General features: G+C 71.0%; 26 protein-coding genes and 3 tRNA genes. 13 read left to right on the top strand and 16 right to left on the bottom strand.

Going from position 1 to position 26761, the window contains the following annotated elements:
* The first annotated feature begins 4 nt into the window (after window positions 1-4).
* From M3148_RS09305 to M3148_RS09290, 4 genes are read left to right on the top strand one after another with little or no spacing between them, the layout of a single operon-like run.
* The gene (locus tag M3148_RS09305) at window positions 5-472 is read left to right on the top strand and encodes a hypothetical protein (protein WP_251304399.1); all 468 of its coding nucleotides are present in this window, start codon (window positions 5-7) and stop codon (window positions 470-472) included.
* A 15-nt stretch (window positions 473-487) separates the two neighbouring features.
* Window positions 488-1279, top strand: coding sequence for an ATP-binding cassette domain-containing protein (locus M3148_RS09300; protein ID WP_251304398.1), 792 nt, complete (start codon window positions 488-490; stop codon window positions 1277-1279).
* Window positions 1260-2525 (top strand): hypothetical protein, encoded by a 1266-nt coding sequence (locus M3148_RS09295; protein WP_251304397.1) that lies wholly within the window; start codon window positions 1260-1262, stop codon window positions 2523-2525. The genes M3148_RS09300 and M3148_RS09295 overlap by 20 nt, the downstream gene beginning before the upstream one ends.
* Window positions 2522-3127 carry a hypothetical protein gene (locus tag M3148_RS09290; protein ID WP_251304396.1) on the top strand — a complete coding sequence of 202 codons (606 nt, stop codon included), beginning with the start codon at window positions 2522-2524 and terminating at the stop codon, window positions 3125-3127. Before M3148_RS09295 ends, M3148_RS09290 begins: the two co-directional genes overlap by 4 nt.
* Before the next feature lie 890 nt (window positions 3128-4017).
* Here M3148_RS09290 and M3148_RS09285 read toward each other — a convergent pair.
* A tRNA-Leu gene (locus M3148_RS09285) sits at window positions 4018-4101 on the bottom strand.
* Between the two features lie 173 nt (window positions 4102-4274).
* On the opposite strand from M3148_RS09285, the gene M3148_RS09280 reads away from it, so the two are divergent.
* Genes M3148_RS09280 through pknB form a run of 7 tightly spaced genes read left to right on the top strand, consistent with a single transcriptional unit; the run spans window position 4275 to window position 12599 of the window.
* Window positions 4275-4985 carry an FhaA domain-containing protein gene (locus M3148_RS09280; protein WP_251304395.1) on the top strand — a complete coding sequence of 237 codons (711 nt, stop codon included), beginning with the start codon at window positions 4275-4277 and terminating at the stop codon, window positions 4983-4985.
* 3 nt (window positions 4986-4988) lie between these two features.
* Entirely contained in the window at window positions 4989-5465 is a 477-nt protein-coding gene (locus M3148_RS09275) for an FHA domain-containing protein FhaB/FipA (protein ID WP_251304394.1), read from the top strand.
* Window positions 5466-5469: 4 nt separating this feature from the next.
* Complete coding sequence (locus M3148_RS09270) at window positions 5470-6753, top strand: PP2C family protein-serine/threonine phosphatase (RefSeq protein ID WP_251304393.1); 1284 nt, start codon at window positions 5470-5472, stop codon at window positions 6751-6753.
* Complete coding sequence (locus tag M3148_RS09265; protein WP_251304392.1) at window positions 6753-8189, top strand: FtsW/RodA/SpoVE family cell cycle protein; 1437 nt, start codon at window positions 6753-6755, stop codon at window positions 8187-8189. Before M3148_RS09270 ends, M3148_RS09265 begins: the two co-directional genes overlap by 1 nt.
* Window positions 8186-9643: a peptidoglycan D,D-transpeptidase FtsI family protein gene (locus tag M3148_RS09260; protein ID WP_251304391.1), complete on the top strand. Its 1458-nt coding sequence runs from the start codon at window positions 8186-8188 to the stop codon at window positions 9641-9643. Before M3148_RS09265 ends, M3148_RS09260 begins: the two co-directional genes overlap by 4 nt.
* A 2-nt stretch (window positions 9644-9645) precedes the next feature.
* Window positions 9646-10716 (top strand): serine/threonine-protein kinase, encoded by a 1071-nt coding sequence (locus tag M3148_RS18300; RefSeq protein WP_251304390.1) that lies wholly within the window; start codon window positions 9646-9648, stop codon window positions 10714-10716.
* Complete coding sequence (gene pknB, locus M3148_RS09250; RefSeq protein WP_440136914.1) at window positions 10716-12599, top strand: Stk1 family PASTA domain-containing Ser/Thr kinase; 1884 nt, start codon at window positions 10716-10718, stop codon at window positions 12597-12599. The genes M3148_RS18300 and pknB overlap by 1 nt, the downstream gene beginning before the upstream one ends.
* Before the next feature lie 175 nt (window positions 12600-12774).
* On the opposite strand, the gene M3148_RS09245 is transcribed toward pknB, so the two are convergent.
* Genes M3148_RS09245 through M3148_RS09230 form a run of 4 tightly spaced genes read right to left on the bottom strand, consistent with a single transcriptional unit; the run spans window position 12775 to window position 15120 of the window.
* On the bottom strand, window positions 12775-13395 hold the full coding sequence (locus M3148_RS09245; protein ID WP_251304388.1) for an aminodeoxychorismate/anthranilate synthase component II: 621 nt from the start codon (window positions 13393-13395) through the stop codon (window positions 12775-12777).
* On the bottom strand, window positions 13392-13556 hold the full coding sequence (locus M3148_RS09240; RefSeq protein WP_251304387.1) for a hypothetical protein: 165 nt from the start codon (window positions 13554-13556) through the stop codon (window positions 13392-13394). The genes M3148_RS09245 and M3148_RS09240 overlap by 4 nt, the downstream gene beginning before the upstream one ends.
* Window positions 13556-14350, bottom strand: a complete 795-nt coding sequence (locus tag M3148_RS09235; RefSeq protein WP_251304386.1) for a class E sortase — start codon at window positions 14348-14350, stop codon at window positions 13556-13558. Before M3148_RS09235 ends, M3148_RS09240 begins: the two co-directional genes overlap by 1 nt.
* Before the next feature lie 44 nt (window positions 14351-14394).
* Complete coding sequence (locus M3148_RS09230; protein WP_251304385.1) at window positions 14395-15120, bottom strand: DUF881 domain-containing protein; 726 nt, start codon at window positions 15118-15120, stop codon at window positions 14395-14397.
* 145 nt (window positions 15121-15265) lie between these two features.
* On the opposite strand from M3148_RS09230, the gene M3148_RS09225 reads away from it, so the two are divergent.
* The gene (locus M3148_RS09225) at window positions 15266-15514 is read left to right on the top strand and encodes a cell division protein CrgA (protein WP_251304384.1); all 249 of its coding nucleotides are present in this window, start codon (window positions 15266-15268) and stop codon (window positions 15512-15514) included.
* A gap of 159 nt (window positions 15515-15673) precedes the next feature.
* Here the strand turns inward: M3148_RS09225 and M3148_RS09220 are convergent, their stop codons facing one another.
* Together M3148_RS09220 and M3148_RS09215 are read right to left on the bottom strand one after the other, a co-directional pair.
* Complete coding sequence (locus tag M3148_RS09220; protein ID WP_251304383.1) at window positions 15674-16519, bottom strand: rhomboid family intramembrane serine protease; 846 nt, start codon at window positions 16517-16519, stop codon at window positions 15674-15676.
* Window positions 16520-16523: 4 nt separating this feature from the next.
* A complete protein-coding gene (locus M3148_RS09215) occupies window positions 16524-17045 on the bottom strand; it encodes a peptidylprolyl isomerase (RefSeq protein ID WP_251304382.1) in 522 nt (173 codons plus the stop codon).
* Window positions 17046-17242: 197 nt separating this feature from the next.
* Here M3148_RS09215 and M3148_RS09210 point away from each other — a divergent pair, with 197 nt between their 5' ends.
* Window positions 17243-17977 carry a hypothetical protein gene (locus M3148_RS09210; protein WP_251304381.1) on the top strand — a complete coding sequence of 245 codons (735 nt, stop codon included), beginning with the start codon at window positions 17243-17245 and terminating at the stop codon, window positions 17975-17977.
* 122 nt (window positions 17978-18099) lie between these two features.
* Here the strand turns inward: M3148_RS09210 and M3148_RS09205 are convergent.
* The 9 genes from M3148_RS09205 to gnd all read right to left on the bottom strand — a co-directional run bounded on the left by M3148_RS09205 (window position 18100) and on the right by gnd (window position 26761).
* Window positions 18100-18172 (bottom strand) — tRNA-Ala (locus tag M3148_RS09205).
* 38 nt (window positions 18173-18210) lie between these two features.
* The gene (locus M3148_RS09200; protein ID WP_306469940.1) at window positions 18211-18369 is read right to left on the bottom strand and encodes a DLW-39 family protein; all 159 of its coding nucleotides are present in this window, start codon (window positions 18367-18369) and stop codon (window positions 18211-18213) included.
* A gap of 29 nt (window positions 18370-18398) precedes the next feature.
* A tRNA-Ile gene (locus M3148_RS09195) sits at window positions 18399-18472 on the bottom strand.
* A 105-nt stretch (window positions 18473-18577) separates the two neighbouring features.
* A complete protein-coding gene (locus M3148_RS09190; protein ID WP_251304380.1) occupies window positions 18578-19321 on the bottom strand; it encodes a DUF3566 domain-containing protein in 744 nt (247 codons plus the stop codon).
* On the bottom strand, window positions 19318-21807 hold the full coding sequence (gyrA, locus tag M3148_RS09185; RefSeq protein WP_251304551.1) for a DNA gyrase subunit A: 2490 nt from the start codon (window positions 21805-21807) through the stop codon (window positions 19318-19320). Before gyrA ends, M3148_RS09190 begins: the two co-directional genes overlap by 4 nt.
* Window positions 21808-21901: 94 nt before the next feature.
* Window positions 21902-23926, bottom strand: a complete 2025-nt coding sequence (gene gyrB / locus M3148_RS09180) for a DNA topoisomerase (ATP-hydrolyzing) subunit B (RefSeq protein ID WP_251304550.1) — start codon at window positions 23924-23926, stop codon at window positions 21902-21904.
* A gap of 231 nt (window positions 23927-24157) precedes the next feature.
* Window positions 24158-24709 (bottom strand): DUF721 domain-containing protein, encoded by a 552-nt coding sequence (locus tag M3148_RS09175; RefSeq protein WP_251304379.1) that lies wholly within the window; start codon window positions 24707-24709, stop codon window positions 24158-24160.
* Window positions 24702-25862 carry a DNA replication/repair protein RecF gene (recF, locus tag M3148_RS09170; protein ID WP_251304378.1) on the bottom strand — a complete coding sequence of 387 codons (1161 nt, stop codon included), beginning with the start codon at window positions 25860-25862 and terminating at the stop codon, window positions 24702-24704. Before recF ends, M3148_RS09175 begins: the two co-directional genes overlap by 8 nt.
* A 2-nt stretch (window positions 25863-25864) precedes the next feature.
* Window positions 25865-26761 (bottom strand): phosphogluconate dehydrogenase (NAD(+)-dependent, decarboxylating), encoded by an 897-nt coding sequence (gnd, locus tag M3148_RS09165; RefSeq protein ID WP_251304377.1) that lies wholly within the window; start codon window positions 26759-26761, stop codon window positions 25865-25867.

Below are 26761 nucleotides of genomic sequence, written 5' to 3'. Positions count from 1 at the left end.
ATCCTTGGCGACGGTCGCGATCGCGGCAACCGGATTTGGTGCGGGCATGGCCAACGCATACTCCTTCAAGGAGGCGGCGGTCACCGCGAAGGACGGGTCTGCGACGGTGGCGAGTGCGACCACAAAGATGGAACACGGCTACAGCTCACTGTCCGGGAACATCTTCCACAAGGGCGTGATGACGATTCGTGACCGGAGCGCGGGCGACGGGCGGGCCGTCTACGGGAAATTGACCGGCCAGAAGTGGGACTACGTGGTGCAGCGCCGGCCGGGCGGGAGCATCAAATATCTCGCGTGGATCGGAACGGGTCAGAAGGAGACCAGCCGTACCAGCAGCACTTTGAGCACGGTCCCGACCGTTTCGTGGGACTACCGCACGCATTACGGTCTCAAGACCTTCACGAACGTGTGCGTCGACATTCGGCTGCAGCCTGACAACTGCGCAGGCATCAGTGCCACCACGCTCTACTGACCCGTGCGGGACGCCATGATCACGGCCGAGGAGCTTACGTTCCGGTACGGGCAGCACGAGGCGTTACGTGGCGTGTCCGGTACGTGGGGTGCCGGGGTCGTGGGTGCGCTCGGGGCGAACGGGGCCGGGAAGACGACACTGCTGCGAGTTCTGGCAGGTATCGCGGCCCCGTCAGGTGGGCGGTTGACCGTCGATGGCGTCTCGGTCACCTCCCGTGCAGACCGGTCCCGGCTCCGCGCGCAGGTCGGGTTCCTTCCCCAGGCGCCGCGATGGTTGCCTGAGCTGACCGTCGCGGAGTTCGTCACGTACTTCGGCAGGCTCCGGATGGGCAGGCAGGGGGTGGACGCTGCGGTCTGCCGGGCAGTGGAGGCTGTCGGCTTGGAGGAGAGCCGAGATGTCCAGCTCGGGCATTTGTCCGGTGGGCAGCGGCAGCGCGCGTTCATCGCTCAGGCGATCGTGCACAGCCCGCGGATCCTGATCTTGGACGAACCGAGCGCCGGTCTCGACCCTCGGCAGCGGATCCGGCTCCGGGGGCTGCTGGCGACCTTGGCTGCGGACCGGCTCGTGCTGATCTCCACGCACTTGGTCGAGGATTTGCAACAGTTCGCCTCCCACATCCTCGTCCTCAACGAAGGCCGTGCCCTGTGGCAGGGCTCGTTCGCGGATCTGCAGGCTCGCGGCAAGCGGGACAGGTCGGAGGAGTATGGGCTGGCATCGGATGCGGAAGCGGGTTTCCTGTCGCTGATCGGTGGGGCCGTGCCCCTCGGTGCCGGAGCGGGCGAGGCCGATGGCGCTGTCCGTTTCTGACGAGGTTGTCGCGACCGTGCGACGTCGCGCCGTGATCTGGCGTCCGCAGGCGTGGTACCTCGCGCCCGTAACCATCATCGTCGCTGGCGTCAGCCTGTTTGGGCGCGCGGAGTTCGCCCATTCGGCGGTCTGGGCGGTGGACGCGGCTCTCACCTCGATCTATGTGCTCTGGCCGATTGCGCTCGGTGTCTCTGCGGTTCCGGTCATCCGGTTGCGGCGCACCGCTTCCCGGGAGCTGCTCGAGGCGTTGCCGACCGGTGCTCAGTGGCGCGTGATGGTCATGAGCGCTGCGTGGCCGGGCATCTGGATCTGTGCGGGCCTGCTCCTGGGCACTGCCCTGGCCCTTGGGGTCGCTGGTTGGCACGGGTCACCGCCTTCGTTGCGAGCGGTTGCTCCTCTTGCGCCGGCCCTGATCGGAACTATGGCGATGGGCGCCCTCGGGGGTGCGTGTGCCGTGCTGGTCCCGAACTGGGCCGTGCCGCCTCTCCTGTCTGTCACCGCGTTCACGTGCCTGGTCTTTGACGTCGCGGGCCTGCGCGCGCTGACCGACTTCGTGGGCGCGACCGGTTCGGTCGTCGTGGCGATGCAGCTGCGGCCTGTGGTGCTCCTCGGCCTGTGCGGTGCCTTCGCGGGACTGGTGCTGGCATCCCTGGCGGTGTCCGCCGCGTTCATGACCGGGTTGCGGCGCTGGTGGATCGTTGCTGCGGTAGCGGGCGCTACGGCCGTGCTCGTCCTGGCTACCGCTGACCTGCGGACACCGCGGACTTGGGCGGACGACGCGGGATGGCCGTGCACACCGGTCCCGGCGACCGACACAGAGGTGTGCCTGCCGCCGGACCAGCGGGCGATGACGGACGTGGTGAGCGAGGCACTGACGCCGACGGCCACACGGCTGGTGGAGCTGGACCCCGGGCTGGCGACGGCCCGGTTCTCCCCCAATGCTGCGGCGGCGGGTGCTGCGGGTCAACGGCCGACGGTGTGGATCACGCTGCCCGTCGGGCAGGCAGGGACCGCGACGGACGAGATGGTCCATGCCGTCACGGACGGTCTCGCCGTGTGCTGGGGTCCGGACAGCACTGGCGGCGAGGAGATGACGATGGCCCGGGCCATGGTCGTGCTGCAGTGGTGGCTCGCGCCAAATCTCGTCCCCGACGAGGCACTGCTCGAGGCCTACGGGATCGCCGAGCGAGCACCGACCCACAGTGAAGCCCAGCAGGCGTACGCCGTCCTGACCGAGTGCGCGTGATGACGACGCTGCGGTTGTACGCACGGTCCCGGGGAGGTGTCGCCCGGCTCGGGATCCTCGGCGCGGCAGCAGCGCTACCCGTGCTGCTCGCCCCAGTGGAGTTCCTCGGCGTGCCCGTCCGTGACGCAGCCGCCTCGATCTTCCTGAACGCCGCCCTGCTCGCCGGGACTGTCGTCGCATTCCCGCTCGGAGCACCCTGGAGTGAGTTGGACGAAGCGTTGCCGGACAGACCGCTGCGAGACCTGCGGCTGGTCTGGTTCATGGCCGTGACAGTGGCGGCCGTCCTGGCCGGTGCTGCGGCCGTCGCCGTCCGGGAAGACGCGGCCCTCCTGATGCCGTTCTACGGCAGGAACGTCCTGCTCGGCCTCGGGATCGGCGCGCTCAGCGTCTGTCTGCTGCCGCGCACCGTCGCCTGGCTGCCGGCGACCGCGTACGCCATGGTCTGCTGGGTCTGGGGAACGGAGGACCAGCTCGGGACCGCACGAGTGTGGGCACTGCCCAACCACGACTTGACGTCCTGGCTGTCCCTGCTGGTGGCCGTGAGCCTGTGGGCCGGGGCAGCAGCGCTGTACACGTACCGCGATGGTCAGCAGGTGCCCTGATGGGCAGGGCCGCATTCCGCGTCCGGCAGGCGCTTCGCCGTGCCTCTGCGCAGGTCATGAACCGAGACGTGCCGCGGCAGGTCGGCTAAGCCGTGGCGGCCGCAGTGATCGTGCTCCTGGTGATCGCGGCGTGCACGACCCCCGCAAAGGTGAACGGTGGACCCCACGGTGAGGTGGTGGGGCCGGACGGCTTTCATGTGGAGGCCGGTTCGTGACGATCTCGGCGGGCGCGGGTGTCGCACCCGAAGGGACTGCCGTGTCGGTGTCCCTGGTGGAGACGCTGCCCGCCGGCGCGGCACCGGAGTTCGTCGAGCAGAATCGGTCACGGTGTTCAGGTGGTGCTGGGTGATGGCCTGCAACCCCAGACACCGGTCGAGGTTCGTGTCGCGGTCGATGGCGAGCTGCCGCAGGACGGTGAGGTGGCCCTGCTGACCGTCTCAGTTGACGGGTCGACCGATCGCCAGGAAGGGGAGCCGGGGGACCAGAACCCGCCTACCAAGGCGAATGGAGGGGGTCATCCCTTCTCGATGCCCCGCGACACGGATCGGCGGTGCACCTGGAGGATGTCAGCGACCTCTCCGAGGGTGAGGGTCGCGCGCGTGCTCGCGATGGCGTCGTTCATGGTTGCCACCTTGCTGCCGCTGATGGGGGTGCTCGGTGCCGATCCTGCCGTGTTCAACGTGCTTCTCCTTGTATCTCCTCGCCCCGTACATCTGTCACCGTAGCGACGCGTATATACACGCAGGTCAGAGGCACAAGACTCCGTCCACGGAGACGGCAGGTGACCCGAGCCCTCGCTAGGACAGTTAGTCACATGGGACGTCACATGGGAACGAAAAAAGACCCGCAGGGCCCCAACTTTGCGTTGAGATCCTGCGGGTCTTCTGCTGTGCGCGAGGGGGGAGTTGAACCCCCACGCCCTTTCGGGCACACGGACCTGAACCGTGCGCGTCTGCCTATTCCGCCACTCGCGCGTTGTACAGCGTGGACGAGATTAGCACGCAGCCCGGGCGGCCGACGACGCCGTCGCCCCCAGGGAGAGGCGTCTCACAGCGCGGCACCCCGCTCCCCCGTATCGCGCCGTGGATACGTCAGCCGCGATGCACAATCGTTACGATCATGAGGGGTCGTGGGAGGAGGTGTACCGATGGGAACGCTCGATCGCTTCGAGAAGAAGGTCGAGAACGCGGTGAACAACGTGTTTGCCAAGGCGTTCCGCAGCGAGGTCAAGCCGGTGGAGATCGCGAGCGCGATCCGCCGGGACATGGACGACCGCGCTGCCGCCGTGTCGCGTGACCGCACCGTCGTGCCCAACGAGTTCACCGTGCTCCTGAGCCCCTCCGACCGCGAGCGCGTGGACGACTGGGGAGCCGACGCCCTCGCCGAGGAGATGGTCGCCACCGCCACCGCGCACGCCGACTCCCAGCACTACGCCTTCGTCGGCCCGGTCCGGGTGCACTTCGAGACCGACGAGTCCGTGAGCACCGGCCGCCTCAGCGTCACCTCCGCCACCCGCCGCGGCTCCACCGCGCCCGCGACGTCGACGGCGGCCTCCACCCGCCACCCCATCATCGACATCGACGGCCAGCGCTACCTCCTCACCGGGCCCGTCACGGTGCTCGGCCGCGGTACCGAGGCGGACGTCGTCGTCGACGACACCGGCGTCTCGCGCCGTCACCTGGAGCTGCGCGTCACGCCCGCCGGCACGGTCGCCACGGACCTCGGCTCGACCAACGGCACCTTCGTCGAGGGGCACCGGATCCAGGCCGCCACCCTGCTGGACGGCAACACGATCACGATCGGCCGCACCCGGATCATGTTCTGGAACGGTAACGACGACGACTTGGCAGGCGGCTGACCCATGACCGAGCTGGCCGTGACTCTCCTGCGCGTGAGCTACCTCGTGCTGCTGTGGGTCCTCGTCCTCGGCGCGCTGGCCGTGCTGCGCCGCGACATCTTCGGGACGAAGATCACCCGTCGCTCCCGGGGCGACGCCCAGCGCGGCCGCCGCCCCACGCCACCCGCCCCCAGGCGGCCCGCCCGCTCCACGCCCACCCGCCTCGTCGTCACGCAGGGACCACTCACCGGCACGACGATGCCGCTCGGTCCCTCCGCCGTCGTCGTCGGCCGCGCCGCCAGTTCCACCCTCGTCCTCGACGACGACTACTCCTCGGGACGGCATGCGCGCTTCTACCCCCAGGACGGCGCCTGGTGGGTGGAGGACCTCGGCTCGACCAACGGCACCTTCGTCGGTGACCAGCGCCTGACCCAGCCCGTGCAGCTGAGCGCCGGGACCCCCGTGCGCGTCGGGCAGACCGTCATCGAGCTGCAGCGCTGAGCCCATGCCCCTGACTTCCAACTACGCCGCCCGCTCCGACGTCGGGCTCGTGCGCTCGAGCAACCAGGACTCCGGCTACGCCGGCCCCTACCTGCTCGTCCTCGCCGACGGCATGGGTGGGCCTGCCGGCGGCGACATCGCCTCGTCCGTCGCCCTGGCCCGCCTCGTCCACCTCGACGACGACCACCCGCCCGCCGACGAGCTCCTCCCCAGCCTGCGCGAGGCCGTCGCCGCCGCCCACGCGGACCTCGAGGAGCGCGCCGACGCCGACCCCGAGCTCGCCGGTCTGGGCACAACCTGCATCGCGCTGCTGCGCTCCGGCAACAAGATCGCCATGGTCCACATCGGCGACTCCCGCGCCTACCTGCTGCGGGACGGGGAGCTCACGCAGGTCACGACCGACCACACCTTCGTTCAGCACCTCGTCGAGACCGGCCGGCTGAGCCCCGAGCAGGCCGAGCGGCACCCACAGCGCTCGGTGCTCCTGCGCGTGCTCGGTGACACCGACGGGGACGTCATCCTCGACGAGTCGGTCCGCGAGGTGCGCGTCGGCGACCGGTGGCTGCTGTGCTCCGACGGTCTGTCCGGCGTCGTCAGCGCCGAGACCATCGCCGACACCCTCATCCGTGTGCCCGACCCGGGCCGTTGCGCCGAGGAGCTCATCGACCTCGCGCTGCGCGGGGGCGGGCCCGACAACGTCACCTGCGTCGTCGCCGACTTCCTCGACTCCGACGACCTGCCCCCCGGCCTGGTCCCCGCCTCGGGCCCGCAGGTGGTCGGCGCCGCCGCCACGGACCGCCTGCGCGGCACCCGCGGCACCTCCGGGGCCGCCGGCCGGGCCGCCGCCCTCTCCCCCGCCGCCCCGTCCCCGGACGACGACGACGAGCCCGAGCCGCCCCGCCGGCGGCGCTGGATCGGGCGTACTCTCCTCACGCTCCTCGTGCTGGTGCTCCTCGGCGCCGGCGGGTGGCTGGGCTACCAGTGGACCCAGACCCAGTACTTCCTCGCCGCCGATGGTGAGGTCGTGGCGATCTACCGGGGCATCCCCCAGGAGCTGGGGCCGCTGACCCTGTCCACGGTCCACTCGCGGACCGACCTGCGGCTCGACGAGCTGCCCGGTTACGCCCGCGACCGCCTCGAGTCGACGATCACCGTCTCCTCCCTGGACCAGGCCGAGGACCGCGTGACGGAGCTGCGCGACGAGGTCCGCGCAATCGAGCCCGAGCCGACCGTCACGCCCTCGCCCGGCCGGTCGCCCAGCCCGTCCGCGACGGCGGAGGCCGGTTGATGGCCATCGTCAGCCAGCAGCCCGGCCGCCGGGGACGCGGCGTCGAGCTCGTCCTGCTCCTCCTCGGCCTGGCCATCGGGCTGTACGCCTACCTCCAGGTCGGACTCGCGACCGAGGGCGCCCCGCCCGCGGACATCGTCACCCAGGCGGGAGTGCTCGTCGTCCTGGCCCTGGCCACCCACGTGGTCCTGCGGTGGCGCGCCCCCTACGCCGACCCCGTCATCCTGCCCGTCGCCGTCGCCCTCAACGGGCTCGGGCTGGCGATGATCCACCGCATCGACGTCGCCGAGGGCAGCACCTTCGCCTCCCGCCAGGTGCTGTGGACGATGCTGGGGATCGCGGCGGCCGTCGCCGTCGTCATCGCGCTGCGGGACCACCGGCTGCTGCGGCGCTACACGTACCTGTCGATGATCCTCGGCCTGGTCATGCTGCTCCTACCTCTCCTGCCGGGGCTGGGCCGCACCATCAACGGCGCCCGCATCTGGATCTCCCTCGGCTCGATGTCCTTCCAGCCCGCCGAGCTCGCCAAGGTCCTCCTCGCCATCTTCTTCGCCGGCTACCTCGTGACCAACCGCGACACCCTGGCGCTGGCCGGGCGACGGGTGCTGGGCCTGCAGCTGCCGCGGGTGCGCGACCTCGGCCCGATCCTCCTCGCGTGGGCCGTGGCTCTGGTCGTCCTCGTCTTCCAGCGCGACCTCGGCACCGCACTGCTGTTCTTCGCGCTGTTCGTCGCCATGCTCTACGTCGCCACGGAGCGCGTGAGCTGGGTCCTCCTCGGCCTGCTCCTCTTCGGCGGGGCCGCCGCACTGGCGGCGAGCACCCTCGGGCACGTGAGCGACCGGTTCGACGTGTGGCTGAGCGCGTTGGACCCCGACATCTACTCCCGCCAGTTCGGCGGCTCCTACCAGGTGGTCCAGGGCCTGTTCGGGATGGCGTCGGGTGGCCTCATGGGCACCGGCTGGGGCCAGGGCCGACCGGACATCGTGCCCTACGCCCAGTCCGACTTCATCATCGCCTCGCTCGGTGAGGAGCTCGGGCTGACCGGCCTGCTCGCGATCCTCCTCATGTACCTCGTCCTCGCCCAGCGCGGCATGCGCGCGGCCATCGGGGTGCGCGACGGCTTCGGGACCCTGCTCGCCTCCGGCCTGTCCTTCGTCGTCGCCTTCCAGTGCTTCGTCGTCGTCGGCGGCGTCACCCGTCTCATCCCGCTCACCGGCCTGACGATGCCGTTCCTCGCCCAGGGCGGGTCCTCGCTCGTCGTCAACTGGGTGATCGTCGCGCTCCTGCTGCGCATCTCCGACGCCGCGCGGCGCCCTGTCGCGATGAGCGGCGACCTGCCGATCGGCCCGCTCGACACGAGCGGCGACGTCGCCGAGGTGAGCTTCCGCCCCACCGGCGACGACGCCAACCCCACCGAGGTGGTGAGGCTCTCGTGAACACCCCCGTCCGGCGGCTCATGACCATCGTCGCCCTCATGTTCCTCGCGCTCATGGTGGCCGCGACGTCCGTCCAGTTCGTCCAGGCGCCGTCCCTCAACGCCGACGGCCGCAACGTCCGCACGATCTACCGCGAATTCGGTCAGGACCGCGGCCCGATCATCGTCGCCGGGGAGGCCATCGCCTCCTCCACACCGGTCGACACCGCCTACGGCTACCATCGCTCCTACGCCGAGCCGCTCCTCTACGCCCACACGACGGGGTACTTCGCGGCCGCGCTCAGCTCGATGACCGGCATGGAGCAGGCCGCCAACGACGTCCTCGGCGGCACCGCCGACTCCCTCGTCGTCCAGCGCCTCCAGGACCTCGTCACCGGCCGTCAGCCGCAGGGCGGCTCCGTCGAGCTCACCCTCGACCCCGCCGCCCAGCAGGCCGCCTGGGACGCCCTGGGGGACCAGCGCGGCTCCGTCGTCGCCCTCGACACGCGCACCGGCGCGATCCTCGCCTCGGTCTCCAAGCCGAGCTTCGACCCCAACGAGCTCGCCACCCACGATGCTGCCGCCGCCCAGGCGGCCTACGACGCGCTGCTGGCCGACGAGGCCGACCCGCTCGTCAACCGCGCCATCGCCGGCGACCTCTACGCGCCGGGCTCCTCCTTCAAGGTCATCACCGCCGCCGCGGCGATCGAGGAGCTGGGACTCGAGGCGGACAGCCCGGTCCCGTCCCCCGCCCAGCTCCAGCTGCCGCAGTCCACCCAGGTGATCAACAACCCCGGCGGGATCGCCTGCACCGCCGAGGACACCGCCCCGCTGCGGTACACGATGGAGCAATCCTGCAACACGACCTTCGCCCAGCTGGGCATGGACCTGGGACCGGAGCGGCTCGCCGAGCAGGCCGAGGCCTTCGGCTTCGGTCAGGAGCTGCGGATCCCGCTGCGGGTCACCCCGTCCGCCTTCCCCGCGGACCAGGACGACGCGCAGACCGCGATGTCCGCCATCGGGCAGCAGAGCGTCCGCGTGACGCCGCTCCAGATGGCGATGGTGTCCCAGGCGATCGCCAACGGCGGGGAACAGCTGCAGCCGTACCTCGTGGCGACCGAGCGCAACGCCGACCTCGAGGTGGTCGCCACCACCGAGCCCACCGTGCTGCGCCGGTCCGTCTCCCCCGAGACGGCGCAGGTGCTGACCGAGCTCATGACGAGCGTCGTCGCGGGCGGCACCGGTAGCGCCGCACAGCTGCCGGGCATCGCCGTCGCCGGCAAGACCGGCACGGCGCAGAGCGGCACCGACGCGCCCCCCCACGCGTGGTTCACGTCCTTTGCGCCGGCCGACGACCCGCAGGTGGCGGTCGCCGTCGTCGTCGAGAACGGTGGCATCGAGGGGGACATCGCCTCCGGCGGCACGACCGCGGCGCCGATCGCGCGCGAGGTCCTCGCCGCGCTCCTGGCGGACTGACCGTGGCGATCCGGCCCGGCCACCTCCTCCGCGAGCGCTACGAGCTCACCGAGCGCATCGCCGTCGGCGGCATGGGGGAGGTGTGGCGCGCCCGGGACCTCCTGCTCGGCCGCACCGTCGCCGCCAAGGTGCTGCGCGAGGACCTCCTCGGGGACGCCGCCTCCCTCGCCCGCCTGCGTGCCGAGGCCCGCAACGCGAGCGGGGTCGTCCACCCCAACGTCGCCGTGCTCCTCGACTACGGCGAGCAGGACGGCGGCGGCTTCCTCGTCATGGAGTACGTGCCCGGCGAGCCGCTGTCGGAGGTGATCGAGCGGGAGCGGACCCTGTCCCCGCAGTGGCTGCTGCCCGTCCTTGCCCAGTGCGCCGAGGGGCTGCACGCCGCCCACCAGGCCGGGGTGGTCCACCGGGACGTCAAGCCGTCCAACATCCTCGTCGTGGCCGACGGCACCGCCAAGCTCACCGACTTCGGCATCTCCCTCGGCGCCGGGCAACCCGCCCTCACGGCCGCCGGCATGGTCATGGGCACCGCCCAGTACCTGCCGCCCGAGCTCGCCATGGGCCGTCCCGCCCGGCCGGCAGGCGACGTCTACGCCCTGGGCGTCATCGCTTACGAGGCCCTCGCCGGCCGGCGGCCCTTCACGGGCAACAACCAGGTCGACATCGCGATGGCGCACGTGAGGACCCCCCTGCCGCCGCTGCCCGACGACGTGCCCCCGCCCGTCCGTGAGCTCGTCACCGCCATGCTCGCCAAGGACCCGGCCGAGCGGCCGGCGTCCGCGGCGGCCGTCGCCCGTCGGATGAGGGAGCTCGTCGCCGACGACGTGCCCTCGCCCGCCACCGACCTCGCCGCACCCGCCGGCATCGCTGTACCCCCGCACCCGCCACGCCGCTGGCGCCGCCCCACGTGGGCGGAGCTGGCCGCTGACCGGCTCTGGCTCACCGTCGTGGGCGCGGGTCTCGCCGTCGCCGCGGTGCTCGCGCTGACCCTCGGTACCCTTGCCCTGGGCGGGGACCAGCCGGCGGGCAGCAGCCCGGAGTCTCGAACCGATCAACTGACAGTGAGGAACCGCTAGTGGTGGACGAAGTGCCCAAGGTGCTCGCCGGACGTTACGAGATCCGTGAGCTGATCGGTCGTGGCGGCATGGCCGAGGTCTACCTCGGCTACGACAACCGGCTCTCACGCACGGTCGCGATCAAGGTGCTCCGCTCCGACCTCGCCCGGGACCCCACCTTCCAGGCGCGCTTCCGGCGCGAGGCGCAGTCCGCGGGCTCCCTCAACCACCCCGCCATCGTCTCCGTCTACGACACCGGCGAGGACGACGTCGTCACCTCGGCGGGCGAACGTGCTCACGTGCCGTACATCGTCATGGAGTACGTCGAGGGCCACACCGTCCGCTCGCTGCTCACCGACGGCTCGGCCGTCCCGATCGACGAGGCGAGCGAGATCGTCATCGGGGTGCTGTCCGCGCTGGCGTACTCGCACCGCGAGGGGATCGTCCACCGGGACATCAAGCCCGGCAACGTCATGCTCACGCCAACCGGTCAGGTCAAGGTCATGGACTTCGGCATCGCCCGCGCGATGGCCGACTCCGCCGCCACGATGACCCAGACCCACGCCGTCGTCGGCACGGCGCAGTACCTGTCCCCGGAGCAGGCGCGCGGGGAGGTCGTGGACGCCCGCTCGGACATCTACTCCACCGGCTGCCTCCTGTACGAGCTGCTCACCGGCCAGCCGCCGTTCAGCGGCGACTCCGCCGTCGCGGTGGCCTACCAGCACGTGCGCGAGATCCCCAAGCCGCCGAGCGAGGTGGCCTCCGACATCCCCGAGGCGCTGGACCGCATCGTCCTCAAGGCGCTGGCCAAGGACCGCGAGGACCGCTACCCCGACGCCGACGCGATGCGCAGCGACCTCGAGGCCGCGCTCCGCGGCGGCGCGGTGAGCGCCCCGGCCACGAGCTCGTGGGCGGCCGCTGCGGCCGCTGCGAGCCAGCCCACCACCGTCATGGGTGCCGGCCAGGCCACCCAGGCGATGCCGGCCACCCGCGCGCGCACCGCCGTCGCGCCCGAGGAGGACGAGGAGGAGAACAAGCGCTCCCCGTGGTGGGTGTGGCTGCTCGTGCTCCTCGGTCTCCTCGCTGCTGCGGGCGTCACCTACCTCCTCCTGACCAACGACCGGGAGGAGGAGCCGCCACCGTCGACGACGGTCACCGTGCCCCCGCTCGAGGGGATGGACCAGACGGAGGCCCGCGAGGCCGTGGAGGCGGAGGGCCTGACCTTTGCCATCGGGGACCCCGAGTTCTCCGCCGAGATCGAGCCGGGGCTCTTCGTCAGCTCCGACCCCGAGGTCGGCGAGACGGTCGAGGAGGGTGAGACGGTCACCGTCCGCTTCTCCGCCGGACCCGAGGCCGTGGAGATGCCCGACGTCACCGGTCTCAGCCAGCGCCAGGCGCAGGACCAGCTCTCCGAGCAGGAGCTGGGGATCCGGGTCCGCATCACCTACGCCCCGATCGACAGCCCGGACTACGAGAAGGACCGCGTCGCGCGGACCGAGCCCGAGGCCGGCGTCGCGATCGAGCCGGACGCCGAGGTGGTCCTCCACATCGCCACCGGCAACGTCGAGGTCCCCGACCTCACCGGGCAGACGGTCCAGACCGCCACCGAGGCACTACGCGAGCTCAACCTCTCCGTCACCCCGACCGAGCAGCCCTCCGGCGACTTCGAGCCCGGGACCGTCCTGGACCAGAACCGCACCGGCCCGGTGCCACGCCTGAGCACCATCGAGCTCGTCGTCGCCGTCGCGCCGCCCGAGCCCGAGCCGACGACTCCCGAGCCCACCACCGAGGAGCCGCCGAGCGACGAGGAGCCGCCGCCCGACGACGAGCCCAGCGACGAGGCGACGTCCGCGGACGGCCCCGGCAACAGCGAGTTCGGCCGCGGCCAGGGCAACGGCCCGTAAGCCACCGCCCTCCTCGCGACAACACGGAAACGGCGGGCCGGCGTCCTCGACGCCGGCCCGCCGCCTGCCCCAGCCGGCGGGGCGCCTGGTCCGCAGCCTGGTTCCTCGGTGTGGACCTGTGAACCCCAGACGTCCAGTCCTCCACACCAGAGCAGGCGCGGCGGACTGCGACGCCCTAGGCGCGGACGAGCGGGGCCATGCCCTCGCTGCGGGCCGGCGCCTCGGCGTCCCCGGTGACGGCCAGCCAGTTCGCCAGCAGCCGGTGGCCATGCTCGGTGAGCACCGACTCGGGGTGGAACTGCACGCCGTGGAGCGGCAGCTCACGGTGCTGCAGGCCCATGACGACGCCACCGGCCGTCGTCGCGGTGACGACGAGGTCCTCGGGCACGGTCGCGGCGTCGACGGCGAGGGAGTGGTAACGGGTGGCCGTGAACGGCGTGGGCAGGCCGGCGAAGACGCCGGAGCCGTCATGCTCGACCGGCGAGGTCTTGCCGTGCATGAGCTCGGTGGCGTGGGTGACCGTCCCGCCGAAGAGCTCCCCGAGGGCCTGGTGGCCCAGGCACACCCCGAGCATCGGCACGCGGTGCTCCGCGCAGCGCTCGATGACCTCGAGGCTGGCGCCGGCCTCCTTGGGAGTGCCCGGCCCGGGAGAGACGAGGACGCCGTCGAAGTCGCGCGGGTCGGCGGTCACGGCGTCGTTGCGCTGGACGACGGTGCTCGCCCCGAGCTGCTCGAGGTAGCCGACGATCGTCCACACGAAGCTGTCGTAGTTGTCGACGACGAGGAGCCGGGTCATGCGCCGTCCTCGATCGTCGTCTCGTTGAAGGGCATGTACGGGGCGATCTCCGGGAAGAGCCACGTGAAGCAGGCGTAGACGACCGCTGCCGCGAGGAGCAGCGCGAGGATGGCCCGGAACCACACGGGCCCCGGCAGGACCCGCCACAGTGCGCCGTACATCAGCGTCCCTCCTCGAGAAGCTCGGCCGGCTTGCCGTCGCTCTTGTCGATCCAGTACTGGAACTCGCCGTAGGTGATCCACCGCTCGGCCGCCGAGAACAGCGGGTGGCAGGTGGTCAGCGTGATCATCCGCTCGGTCGGGGCGACGCCCGGCTCGTTCGGCACGGGCGCGATGACCTCAACCTGGGAGGGGTGGACGATCTCGGTCTCGGTCACCTCGTAGACGAGGTAGGCGTCGTTGGTCTCCACGATGACGGAGTCCCCGACGACGATCTGCTCGATCTCCCGGTACGGCGCGCCGTAGGACTGGCGGTGCGCCGCCGTCGCGAAGTTGCCGGTCTCGCCGGGCAGCTGGGTGTCGGGGTAGTGCCCGATGTAGCCCTTGTTGAGCACGTCCCCCAGGCCCACGCCGTGGGCGATCGTGACGCGGTAGTCGTCACCGAGGCGCGGGATGTACATCGTCCCGAGCAGCTCGCCCTCGGCGACGGCTGCAGGGATCGGCGGCGGGTCGGTGCGCCGCTCGCCCTCCTCGACGGGCGCCTTGACGACGTCGTCCCGCTTCTCCCACTCCTCGAGGACCCCCGCCTGGTAGCTGTGCGCCTCGACGTCGGTCCACCACAGCTGCCACACGACGAACAGGCCTAGGAGCAAGCCCGCGGTGATCATGAGCTCTCCGACCACGCCCACGAGCGTGGAGAAGAACCCCCGCTTCTGGCGTCGGCGCCGGGTACGGCGCGGAGGCTCGTTGCCGTCCTGCTGCCAGGGCAGGTCCTCGAGCTGGTCGAGCGTGGCCATCACGGGGTCCTTTGTCGGTCGACGTGTTCTGAGGCGAGCGTAGTTCACCCGACCCGGGCGTGGTCCAGACGCAGGGAGCCGGTGTAGGCCGGCATCTCGATCTCCTCGTCCTCCGCAAAGGACCAGCCCAGCCCAAGGGCGTCGACGTACTGGAGGTAGACCGCCACGTCCGGCGAGGTCTCCACGGCCTCCCGCAGCGCCTCCGGGTCACCGATGGCGGAGATGCGGTAGGGCGGGGAGTAGTGCCGGCCGTGGAGGAGCAGGACGTTGCCGACGCAGCGCACCGACGACGTCGAGGTGATGCGCTGGTCCTGGATCATCATCGCCTCCGCACCACCGGTCCACAGGGCGTTGATGACCGCCTCGAGGTCCTGCTGGTGGACGACGAGGTCGTCCGGGTGCAGGCCGCTCGCGGTGAGGTCGGGCGGCGCGGGCGCGTCCCACAGCTCGACGACGACGCCCGGTCCCGTCACGGGCGTGCGTCCAGCAGCGAGGGCGGTGAGCTCGCTGCTCCTGATGTCTTGCTCGGGCAGCGGCTGCTGGGCGGCGACGAGCGCGTCACGCTGCTCGCGCAGGGCGGACACCTCCGCCTCGTTGTCCTCCAGCCGCGCCGTCTCGACGCGGGCGAGGTCGACGAGGTTCGTCGGGGAACGGTCGGCATCGTCCTCGAAGAGGGTCGCGCTGGTCGCGAAGAGAACCCCCGCGAGGGCGGCGACGACACCGACGGCGACGGACCCGCGTCGGCGGTCGGCGGAACTTCGCTCGGACATCCTCACCACCCCTCAACGCGTTGGCCCCCACAGCCGTTCCCGACCACTACGCTAAGGGAGGTGCCGCCGCCTCGGAAGGGCAGCGACGCCACGTACAGAGCCGAGGTACCGCCAGCCGGGCGGAACACCCGAAGGAGAGCTGACAGTGCCGGAGTCCAAGCGCCGCAAGAAGAAGGCGACGTACACGCCCCCGACCGCGCCCGCCGAGGTCAAGGAAAGTCCCCGCTGGTGGGTGCCCACCGCCGTCGTCCTCATGGTCGTGGGGATGCTGTGGGTGGTGGTCACCTACGTCGTGCAGGCCGCCGGCCCGATCCCGGGGATCGGGAACCTCAACCTCGGGATCGGCTTCGTCGTCCTGCTCGTCGGGTTCCTCATGACCTTGCGCTGGCGCTGACGCCACCCGCCACGGTGCGCCGGTTCCCCTCGGGGAGCCGGCGTTCCGCGTTCTCCGGGGCCGGACGGTTGCCCACAGCTGTGGAGCGCCCTGTGGAGAAATACACGAGTGTAAGTCCACAGGTGTGCACAACCCTGTGGAGAACTACAGGCGTGTAACTCAGGTGATCGCGTACTTCGCCGTGGCCAGGACGACGACGACGGCGGCGACGAGGACCGTCGCCACGATGCTCGTGGCCGTCTGCCGCTTGCGCGGTGCGTAGACGTACGCCGCGGCGAGCACCGCACCGACGACGAGGCCGCCGAGGTGTGCCTGCCAGGCGATGTTGGGGATCGTGAAACCGATGACGGTGTTGATGACGATGAGGACGAGGATCTGCGTCGTGTCCCGTCCCAGGCGTCGCATTGCGAGCCCCACGGCCCCGAAGAGCCCGAAGACCGCGCCGGAGGCGCCGACCACCGGGGTGATCCACGCGACCTCGTACGGGGAGGCGAAAAGCAGGACCCCGACCGAGCCACCCACCGCACTGACGAGGTAGAGCGCGGCGAAGCGCCAGCGCCCCAGGGCCGGCTCGAGCACGGAGCCGACGATCCACAGGGCGTACATGTTGACGGCCAGGTGGAGGAAGCCCCCGTGGAGGAAGGCTGCGGAGAGGAACCGGTAGGGCTCGCTCTCGCCGGCGAAGGGGACGAAGACGAGCGCGGCCCGCGCGTCCGCCGCCCGCAGGAAAACGTAGGCGAGGAGACACAGCGCGACGATCGTGATCGTCACGACGGGACGCCCCTCGCGGACGCGCCCACCGAAGACGGTGCGCCGGGCGGGCAGCGCGGCCTGGGCACGTGCGACGCAGTCCACGCACTGCACCCCTACCGGGGCGGGCCGCTGGCACTCCGGGCAGACGGGACGGTTGCAGCGCTGACACCTGACGTAGGAGACCCGGTCGGGGTGCCGCGGGCAGGCCGGCGCCGCGTCGGTGCCGGCCTGCCCGTACGGACTCGCGGTCATTCGATCAGTCGGTGACGGTGATCGAGGAGATGACGACGTCCTCGACGGGACGGTCGCCGCGCCCGGTGGGGGTCGTGCCGATCGTGTCGACCACCGCGCGGCTCGCGCCGTCGGCCACCCGCCCGAAGATGGTGTGCTTGCCCTGCAGCCAGGTCGTCGGCGCCGTCGTGATGAAGAACTGGGAACCGTTGGTGCCTCGTCCACCGATCTTGCCGGCGTTCGCCATGGCGAGGATGTAGGGCTGGGTGAAGTCGAGCTCCGGGTGGATCTCGTCGTCGAAGGTGTAGCCCGGGCCGCCGGTGCCGGTGCCCAGCGGGTCGCCACCCTGGATCATGAAGTTGGGGATGACGCGGTGGAAGACGACGCCGTTGTACAGCGGCTCGTTCGTCTCCTCGCCCGTCCCGGGGTGGGTCCAGGTCCGCTCGCCCTTGGCGAGGGAGACGAAATTGTCGACGGTCTTGGGGGCGTGGTTGGGGAACAGCTCGATGACAATGTCCCCGACGTTCGTGTGCACAGTTGCTTCCATGCCTCCGATCCTTTCACGGCCCCCGCAGTGCGCGCAGGTGCGGCCCCGTGCCGTCAGCGCGCGGACGTGGGAGGGTGGGGGCAGGACGGGGTCGCTGACGCGCCGCACGGCGAGATATCGGCCCCCGGAATGGTGCGCTCCTCTGCCCGCGGTGGGACGATGAGCCACACGTAGCTGTCAGTCACGAGGGAGAGCACATGTCGCGCAAGCAGAAGATCCGCGAGGTCGACACGGACAAGGTCCGCCAGCAGGCCGTCGAGTTCGGGCACGTCCTCGGCGAGCAGGCGGGCAAGGCCGGCGAGCTCGCTGCCTCCCTCGCCGGACAGGGCAAGGTCTGGGCCACCGACGTCGCCGCCCCGAAGATCGACAAGGCGCTGCGGGACGGCGTCAAGGTCGCCGCCCCCAAGATCGAGGCCGCTGCCGAGAAGGCACGTCCCGTCGTCGACACCACCCGCGACAAGATCGTGGACGACTACCTGCCTCGCGTGCAGAAGGCGATGCACGACGCCGCGGAGGCTGCAGGCGGCAACGGCACCGTGGCGGAAAAGGCCACCAAGGCCGGCAAGGCCGCGCAGAAGGCGATGACCACCAAGCCCAAGAAGAAGAGCTCCGGCAAGAAGGTCGGGTGGATCCTCGTCGGCACTGCCGCCGCAGGCACCGGCTACCTGCTGTGGCGCCGTACCCAGCCCGTGGACGACCCGTGGGCCGAGGAGTACTGGGAGGACACCACTGTGACGACTCCGAACGACGACGCCTCGAGCGGCGGCCAGGTCACCTCCGTGCCCAACACCCTGGAGGAGGGCGAGCCTGCAGTCGACGCCGCCACCGTGGTGGAGGAGACGGAGACGTCGGCCGGCGCGGTCACCACCGAGACCACCCCGGTCGACGCCGGTCGCGGCGAGACGGACGTGGACACGACCCGCAACGCCTGAGACACACGCACAGACGCCCGGGACCTGATGGTCCCGGGCGTCTTGCACGTCGTGGCGAGCGCACGGGGAGCTGGAGGTACTTCGCGAAGCCGAGGAGATCGGCCCCGCCGTCATGCACGAGGTGGAGCCAGCGGGACTCGAACCCGCAACCCCCTGCTTGCAAAGCAGGTGCGCTACCAATTGCGCCATGGCCCCCGATGCCGGCACAGCCGGCAGGGGAATGCTACCCGCGCTCAGGCGGTGGTGCTGGTGCCCGTCTCGGGGAAGGTGTTCCCGCCGAAGCTGTCGGTGACCTCTGCCCAGAGCTCGCGCTCCTCGCGGTCGGCCTTCACCTTGGTCCAGACGGCGTAGCCGGCGCCCGCCAGCGTGGCCAGTCCGAGGATCTTCTTCATGCGGGTCTCCTCCTCGGGTGATGGTCGGGTGGGCCTAGCTGGACTCGAACCAGCGACCTCTTCCTTATCAGGGAAGCGCTCTAACCGTCTGAGCTATAGGCCCGGCGCACTGCGGCGCGTAGCCGGGGGGTGCCGCAGCAGACTACCCCAGCCCGCGGACCGTTCCCAAACCCGTAGGGGCGCGGTGGGACGTCGCGTTCGCCACAGTTCAGTCGTCGGTCAGCGTCAGGTGCACACCACCGACGAGAGCCGCGACGATGTTGTAGAGGAACGCGCCGAGCGTCGACAGTGCCGTGAGGAGCAGGACGTCGACGACGGCGATGATGGCGGCCATCGAGATGACCCGGTCGAACTGGACGTAGTCCATGAGCCGGAGGAAGTTCTCCGAGTCGAGCGTGACGAGCAGCTCCTCGACGTCGGCGAAGACGTGCATCGAGTCCAGGACGAACCACATCGCGGCCGCCGCGACGACGATGCCGATCCCGACGGCGATCGACAGGAGGAAGGACAGCTTCATCACCGACCACGGGTCCACGCGCGCGACCGACAGGCGCACGCGGCGAGGGCCGGGGTTGGGCCGGGACGCCGGGCGCGCCTCGCCGCCAGCGGCGGCGGGCTGCGTTCCGCGCTGGGCCGGCTGAGCCGCCTGCTGGGGTGCCGTGGCCGGACCGGAGGTGCTCGTGGCCGAGGCGCCGTAGCGGGGTGCCGTGGCCGTGCCGCCGGCGACCCCGGAAGAGCCGGGCAGGACCTGGCTGGTGGCTGTGTCACTCACCGGTGCGGAGTCGTCGGGACGGGGCACGACGGGGTGCTCCTCCACGCCGCGCGCCGCGGCGAAGCGCTCGGCGAGACTCGTCCGCATCGCAGCACGGTCCTGCTGGGACGGGCGGGGTGACTCACCGTCGGGCGGGGTCACGTCCCCCGCGCCGCCCTGGCCGGGCGTGGTGCTGCTCATGCGTCTCCTCCATCGTCGCCCTCGGCGGGCTCCTCGGTCTCGTCAGGGGTCGACGCTACGCCATCGGCGTCGCGCTCGGCGTTGCGGGCGACGGCGATGATCCGGTCGCCCTTGTCGGGCTTGGCGAAGATGACGCCCTGGGTGTTGCGGCCGGTGAGGCTGACCTCGGCCACCGCGGACCGGACGATCTTGCCGCGCTCCATGATGACGAGCACCTCGTCCTCCGGGCTGGTGAGCAGCGCGCTGACGAGGTCGCCGCGCGCCTCGACGAGGTTGGCGACCTTGATACCCAGCCCGCCGCGGCCCTGGACCCGGTACTCCTCCACGGCGGTGCGCTTGGCGTACCCGCCCTCGGTGACGACGAACAGCGCCGCGTTCTCGTACCAGGGACGCACGACGTCCATGGCGAGCAGTTCGTCGTCCTCGCGGAACTTCATCCCGGTGACGCCGGAGGTCGAGCGGCCCATCGGGCGCAGCGCCTCATCGGTCGCGGTGAAGCGGATCGACTGGCCCTTGCGCGACACGAGGAGCAGGTCGTCCTCGCTGTTGACGAGCTGGGCGGAGACGAGGCGGTCCCGCTCGCCGGCGGCATCCTCGCGGAGGTTGATTGCAATGATGCCGCCGGTGCGGTTGGTGTCGTACTCCTGCAGACGGGTCTTCTTCACCAGGCCGGTGCGCGTGGCGAGGACGAGGTAGTCGGCGTCCTCGTAGCTGCGCAGCGCCACGACCTGCGCGATGCGCTCGTCGGGCTGGAAGGCCAGGAGGTTGGCCACGTGCTGGCCCTTGGAGTCCCGGCCTCCCTCGGGCAGCTCGTAGCCCTTGGCGCGGTAGACGCGGCCCATGTTGGTGAAGAAGAGCAGCCACTGGTGGGTCGTGGTGACGAAGAAGTGCTCGACGATGTCGTCCTCGCGCAGCTGCGCGCCGCGCACGCCCTTGCCGCCGCGGCGCTGGGACCGGTAGTTGTCCGTCCGCGTGCGCTTGGCGTAGCCGCCCCGGGTGATCGTGACGACCACGTCCTCCTCGGGGATGAGGTCCTCCATCGACATGTCGCCCTCGTAGGGCACGACGGTCGTGCGTCGCTCGTCGCCGTACTTCGCGACGATGGAGCCGAGCTCCTCGGCGACGATGGTCCGCTGCCGCTGCGGGGCGGCGAGGATGTCCTTGTACTCCCGGATCTCCGCCTCGATCTTGTTGTGCTCGTCGACGATCTTCTGGCGCTCGAGGGCCGCGAGGCGGCGCAGCTGCATCGCGAGGATCGCGTCGGCCTGCACCTCGTCGATGTCGAGGAGGTCCATGAGCCCCGCGCGGGCGGCGTCCCCGCTCTCGGAGGCGCGGATGAGCGCGATGACCTCGTCGAGCATGTCGAGGGCCTTGAGCTGGCCGCGCAGGATGTGGATGCGCTCCTCGGCCCGGTTGAGCAGGAAGCGGGTGCGGCGGACGACGACGTCGATCTGGTGGGTCACCCAGTGGCGGATGAAGGCGTCGAGGCTAAGTGTGCGGGGCACGCCGTCGACGAGGGCGAGCATGTTCGCCGGGAAGTTGTCCTGCAGCTGGGTGTGCTTGTACAGGTTGTTGAGGACGACCTTGGCGACGGCGTCACGCTTGAGCACGATGACGAGGCGCTGGCCGGCGCGGCCGGAGGACTCGTCGCGCATGTCGGCGATGCCCTGGAGGCGCCCGTCGTGGACGAGGGAGGCGATCTTCGTGACGAGGTTGTCCGGGTTGACCTGGTAGGGCAGCTCGGTGACCACGAGGCACTGCCGGCCCTGGATCTCCTCGACGTTGACGACGGCGCGCTGGGTGATGGAGCCGCGGCCGGTGCGGTAGGCGTCCTCGATCCCGCGGCGACCGAGGATCGTCGCGCCGGTGGGGAAGTCGGGACCCTTGATGCGCTCCAGGAGCGCCTCGAGCAGCTCCTCCTTGCTCGCCTCGGGGTTGTCGAGGAACCACTGGACACCCGACGCGACCTCGCGCAGGTTGTGCGGCGGGATGCGGGTGGCCATGCCGACGGCGATGCCCTCGGACCCGTTGACGAGGAGGTTGGGGAACCGGGCCGGCAGGACGTCCGGCTCCTGGTTCTTGCCGTCGTAGTTGTCGTGGAAGTCGACGGTGGCCTGGTCGATGTCGCGAACCATCTCCATGGCCAGCGGCGCCATCTTGCACTCGGTGTACCGCGGGGCCGCGGCGCCGAGGTTGCCCGCGGAGCCGAAGTTGCCCTGCCCGGCGATGAGCGGGTAGCGCAGTGACCACGGCTGCACGAGACGCACGAGGGCGTCGTAGATCGAGGTGTCACCGTGCGGGTGGTACTGCCCCATGACCTCGCCGACGACGCGCGAGCACTTGTTGAACGACGCGTCGGGGCGGTACCCGCCGTCGTACATCGCGTACAGCACGCGGCGGTGGACCGGCTTGAGTCCGTCGCGGACGTCCGGCAGCGCTCGCCCGACGATGACGCTCATCGCGTAGTCGAGGTACGAGCGCTGCATCTCGAGCTTGAGGTCGACCTGCTCGACGTGGTCGATGGGGGGCTGGGTCACTTCGTCCTTCTATCCTTCGGCAGGCAGAGCGGGGCAGGGAGGTCTAGATGTCCAGGAAGCGCACGTCGTGCGCGTTGCGCTGGATGAACTCACGACGGGACTCGACGTCCTCGCCCATGAGCACAGAGAAGACCTCGTCCGCGGCCGCGGCCTCTCCCACCGTGACCTGCCGCAGCGTGCGGGTGTCGGGGTCCATCGTCGTGTCCCACAGCTCCTGCTCGTTCATCTCGCCCAGACCCTTGTAGCGCTGGATCCCGCTGTCCTTGGGCAGTCGCTTGCCGGCCGCGGCGCCCTCGGCGAGGAGGGCGTCCTTCTCGCGGTCGGTGTACACGTACTCGTGCGACGCGTTGGACCACTTGAGCCGGTAGAGCGGCGGCTGGGCGAGGTAGACGTGGCCGCCCTCGATGAGCGGGCGCATGTACCGGAAGAGCATGGTGAGCAGCAGCGTGGTGATGTGCTGGCCGTCGACGTCGGCGTCCGCCATGAGCACGATCTTGTGGTACCTCAGCTTGGCGATGTCGAAGTCCTCCCCGATCCCGGTGCCGAAGGCGGTGATGAGCGCCTGGATCTCCTGGTTGCCCAGGGCACGGTCGAGGCGGGCCTTCTCGACGTTGAGGATCTTCCCGCGCAGCGGCAGGATCGCCTGGTGCTCGGGGTCGCGGCCCTGCACGGCCGAGCCGCCGGCGGAGTCGCCCTCGACGATGAAGATCTCGGACTTCGTCGCGTCACGGCTGGAGCAGTCCTTGAGCTTACCGGGCATCGAGGCGGACTCGAGGGCACCCTTGCGTCGCGTGGCCTCGCGGGCCTTGCGGGCGGCCATCCGCGCCGCCGCGGCCTGAAGAGCCTTGCGGATGACGTCCTTGGCCTCGTTCGGGTGCGCGTCGAGCCAGTCGCCGAGGTGGCTGTAGACGACCTGCTGGACGAAGGTGCGGGCCTCGGTGTTGCCGAGCTTGGTCTTCGTCTGGCCCTCGAACTGGGGCTCGCCGAGCTTGATGGAGATGACGGCGGTCAGCCCCTCACGGATGTCGTCCCCGGTGAGGTTGTCGTCCTTGTCCTTGAGGAGGCCCTTGTCCTTGGCGTACCGGTTGATGAGGGAGGTGAGCGCGGAGCGGAAGCCCTCCTCGTGGGTGCCCCCCTCGGAGGTGTTGATCGTGTTCGCGTAGGTGTGGACCGACTCGGAGTACGCGCTGGTCCACTGCATGGCGATCTCGAGGGAGATCTGCCGGTCGGTGTCCTCGGACTCGATGTCGATGATCTCGGGGTTGACGAGCTCGACCTTCTTCGCCGAGTTGAGGTGCGCGACGTAGTCACGCAGCCCGTTCTCGTACTGGTAGGTGACCTCCCGGCGGCCGGGGTGGGCGTCGTCGGCGGTGCCCTCGTCGTCACCGGTGACCTCGTCGCCCGCGTCGGTGACGCCGGCGCGCTCGTCGGTGAGGGTGAGGCGCAGGCCCTTGTTGAGGAACGCCATCTGCTGGAAGCGGGCGCGCAGCGTCTCGAAGTCGAAGTCGGTGGTCTCGAAGATGTCGGCGTTGGGCCAGAACGTCACGGTCGTGCCGGTGCGCTCGGTGCTGCCCACGCGGGCGAGGGGAGCGGTGGGGACGCCGTCCTGGTAGCTCTGGCGCCAGATGTCGCCGGCGCGGTGCACCTCGACGTGCAGCCGCGTTGACAGGGCGTTGACGACGGAGACACCCACGCCGTGCAGACCCCCGGAGACGGCGTAGCCGCCGCCGCCGAACTTGCCGCCGGCGTGCAGGACGGTGAGGACGACCTCGACGGCGGGCTTGCCCTCGGACTCGACGATGTCCACCGGGATGCCCCGGCCGTCGTCGACGACGCGCACGCCGGCGTCGGGCAGGATCGTCACGTCGATGGTGCTCGCGTGGCCGGCGAGCGCCTCGTCGACGGAGTTGTCGACGACCTCGTAGACGAGGTGGTGCAGGCCGCGCTCACCGGTGGAGCCGATGTACATGCCCGGCCGCTTGCGGACGGCCTCCAGGCCCTCGAGAACGGTGATGTTCGTTGCGTCGTAGCCGGCGTCCTGCTGGCTCGTCCCGGGGCTCGGGGGCATCTCGTCAGCCACTGTCTGGGGCTCTCCTCGTCATTCGTCGCGGCGCAGTACCGCATCGTCGCCTGGTCCGGGACGGTGCACCTGGCACCACAGCTGCCCGGGGGTGTGACTCCAGCCGACACCCCGCGGGCGGGGTCACCCGATTCTACTGCGTGGGGGCCCGAATCACCGCATATCCACAAGGTCATCCACAGTGTGATAGGTCGCCCGTCAGCGCCCTCGCGAGCGGGCTCAGCCGTAGGTGTCGCGCGGTCCTCGGCCCCGGACCGATCGCGGCCCGCGCGTCCAGCTCGGCCCACCGGGTCCGCGGATGACGATCTTCTCCACAACGTCCTCACCGACCTCCTCGGCCAGCCGACGCTCCAGCTGGGGCTGGAGCAGCCGCAGCTGCGTGGCCCAGGCGGTGGAGTCGGCGCGGACGACGAGCACGGACTCGTCGAAGGTCTCGACGACGCAGTGGTCGGCGAGCTGGTCCCCGACGATCTCGCGCCAGCGGCCGACGACGCCGCCCAGGCTCACCGGCGCGGTCCAGCCACGCTCGGTGAGGATCTTGTCGACGATCGGGCCGAGCATCTGCGGGTCGCGGCGGGAGGGGCCGGAGCCGCTGCCGACGTCCCCGAACCCCGGCCCGGGGTGGAAGCGGCGCTTGCCGGGAACGGGCCGTCCGGCGGCGGTGCGTCGCAGGCCCTTGGCCGCGGCAGCGGCGCGGGCGCGGGCCAGGGCCTGGCGAGCGGCCGAGGACCTCGTCTCCTCCTCCGGCTCCTGGGCCCTGCCGTCACTCACGGGTGACCTCACCCTTGGAGACCGTGAAGCGCGCCCCGCGCAGCGACTCGGGGACGTCCTCGGCGACGGCCGCGGTGATGAGGACCTGCTCGGCCCCGCCGACCATGGTCGCCAGCCGCTCGCGCCGACGGACATCGAGCTCGGCGAAGACGTCGTCGAGGATGAGGACGGGTCCGCCGTCGTCGTCCTCCGAGAGCACGTCGAAGGAGGCGAGCCGGAGGGCCAGGGCGTAGGACCACGACTCCCCGTGGCTGGCGTAGCCCTTGGCGGGGAGCCCGCCGAGGGTGAGGACGAGGTCGTCCCGGTGCGGGCCGACGAGGCTCACGCCGCGGTCGATCTCCTTGCTCCGGACCCGGGACATCGCCTCGACGAGCCGCTCCTCGAGCTGGGTCACGTCGGTGAGCGCACCCTCCTCCTCGGGGGTGGCCTCGCCCTCGCCGTCGACTCCGAGGAGCGCGGAGCGGTAGCCGAGGTGGGCGTCACCCTGGCCGGCGCTCACCTGCTCGTAGGCCTGCGCCGTCCGCGGCCGCAACCGGTGGAGGAGGTCGATGCGGGCGGCGGTGATCTCTGCGCCCGCCGCGGCGAGGTGGCGGTCCCACACGTCGAGCGTGGACAGGTCCGGGCTGGAGCCGCGCCGGCGCGCGGCGCCGGCCGTCTTGAGGAGCGCGCCGCGCTGGCGCAGGATCTTGTCGTACTCGCTGCGGACGCCGCCCAGCCGCGGGGTGAGGAGCACGAGGAGGTCGTCGAGGAAGCGGCGGCGCGCCTGGGGGTCGCCCTTGACGAGCTCGAGGTCCTCGGGCGCGAAGACGACGCTGCGCACGATGCCCAGGACATCGCGGGTCCGGCTGACCGGCGCCCGGTTGAGACGCGCCCGGTTCGCCTTGCCCGCGACGATCTCGAGCTCCACGAGGGTCTCGCGTCCCCCGCGGTTGGCCTTGGCCCGCACGACGGCGCCGCCCGTGCCGTGCCGCACGAGCGCGGCGTCGGAAGCGACGCGGTGGCTGGAGAAGGTCCCGAGGTAGGCGACGGCCTCGACGATGTTCGTCTTGCCCTGGCCGTTGTGCCCCACGAATGCGGTGACGCCCGGGTCGAGCGCGAGGACCAGCTCGGTGTAGGAGCGGAAGTCGTGCAGAGAGAGGTTGGAGACGTACATCCTCAGCGCTCGTCGGCGCGACGGACCGCGTGTCCCCCGAACTCCTCGCGGAGGGCGGCGATCGCCTTCATGGCGGGAGACTGCTCCTGCCGGGAGGCGAAGCGGGCGAAGAGGGCGGCGGAGATCGTCGGGGCGGGCACGGCGTTGTCGACGGCTTCCTCAAGGGTCCAGCGGCCCTCGCCGGAGTCGTTGGCGTAGTCGTCGACGCTCGCGAGGCCCGGGTCGCCCTCGAGGGCGTCAACGAGCAGCTCGAGGAGCCACGAGCGGACGACGGTGCCGCGCTGCCACGCGCGCAGCACGGCCGCGACGTCGGGGACGAGGTCGGATCGCGACGCGATGATCTCGTAACCCTCTGCGTAGGCCTGCATGAGCCCGTACTCGATGCCGTTGTGCACCATCTTGGAGAAGTGCCCGGCGCCGACGCCGCCGGCGTGGACGAAGCCCTCCTCGCGGGGCCCGTCGGGGCGCAGGGCGTCGAAGATCGGCATCGCGCGCTCGACGTCCTCGACGCTGCCGCCCACCATCGTGCCGTAGCCGTACTCGCGGCCCCACACGCCGCCGGAGATACCGGCGTCGATGTAACCGATGCCCCGCTCGGCGAGCATGGCCGCGTTGGTCTGGTCGTCGCGGTAGTAGGAGTTCCCGCCCTCGATGACGAGGTCACCGGCGCCCAGACGGGCGGCGAGCTCCTCGAGGACCGCCAGGGTGGGCGCACCCGCGGGGACCATGATCCACACGACGCGGTTGCCGGAAGGTAGCGCCTCGGCGAGCTCGGCGAGGGTGGCGACGTCGCTGATCTCCGGGTTGGTGTCGTACCCGGTGACGGTGTGCCCGGCGGCCTCGATGCGCTGGCGCATGTTGCCGCCCATCTTGCCCAGACCGACCATGCCGATGTGCAT

It is taken from the genome of Georgenia satyanarayanai (assembly GCF_023715365.1).
Classification (GTDB): domain Bacteria; phylum Actinomycetota; class Actinomycetes; order Actinomycetales; family Actinomycetaceae; genus Oceanitalea; species Oceanitalea satyanarayanai_B.
The sequence above is the reverse complement of the archived record's forward strand: the minus strand, read 5'-3'. Positions and strand labels throughout refer to the sequence as shown.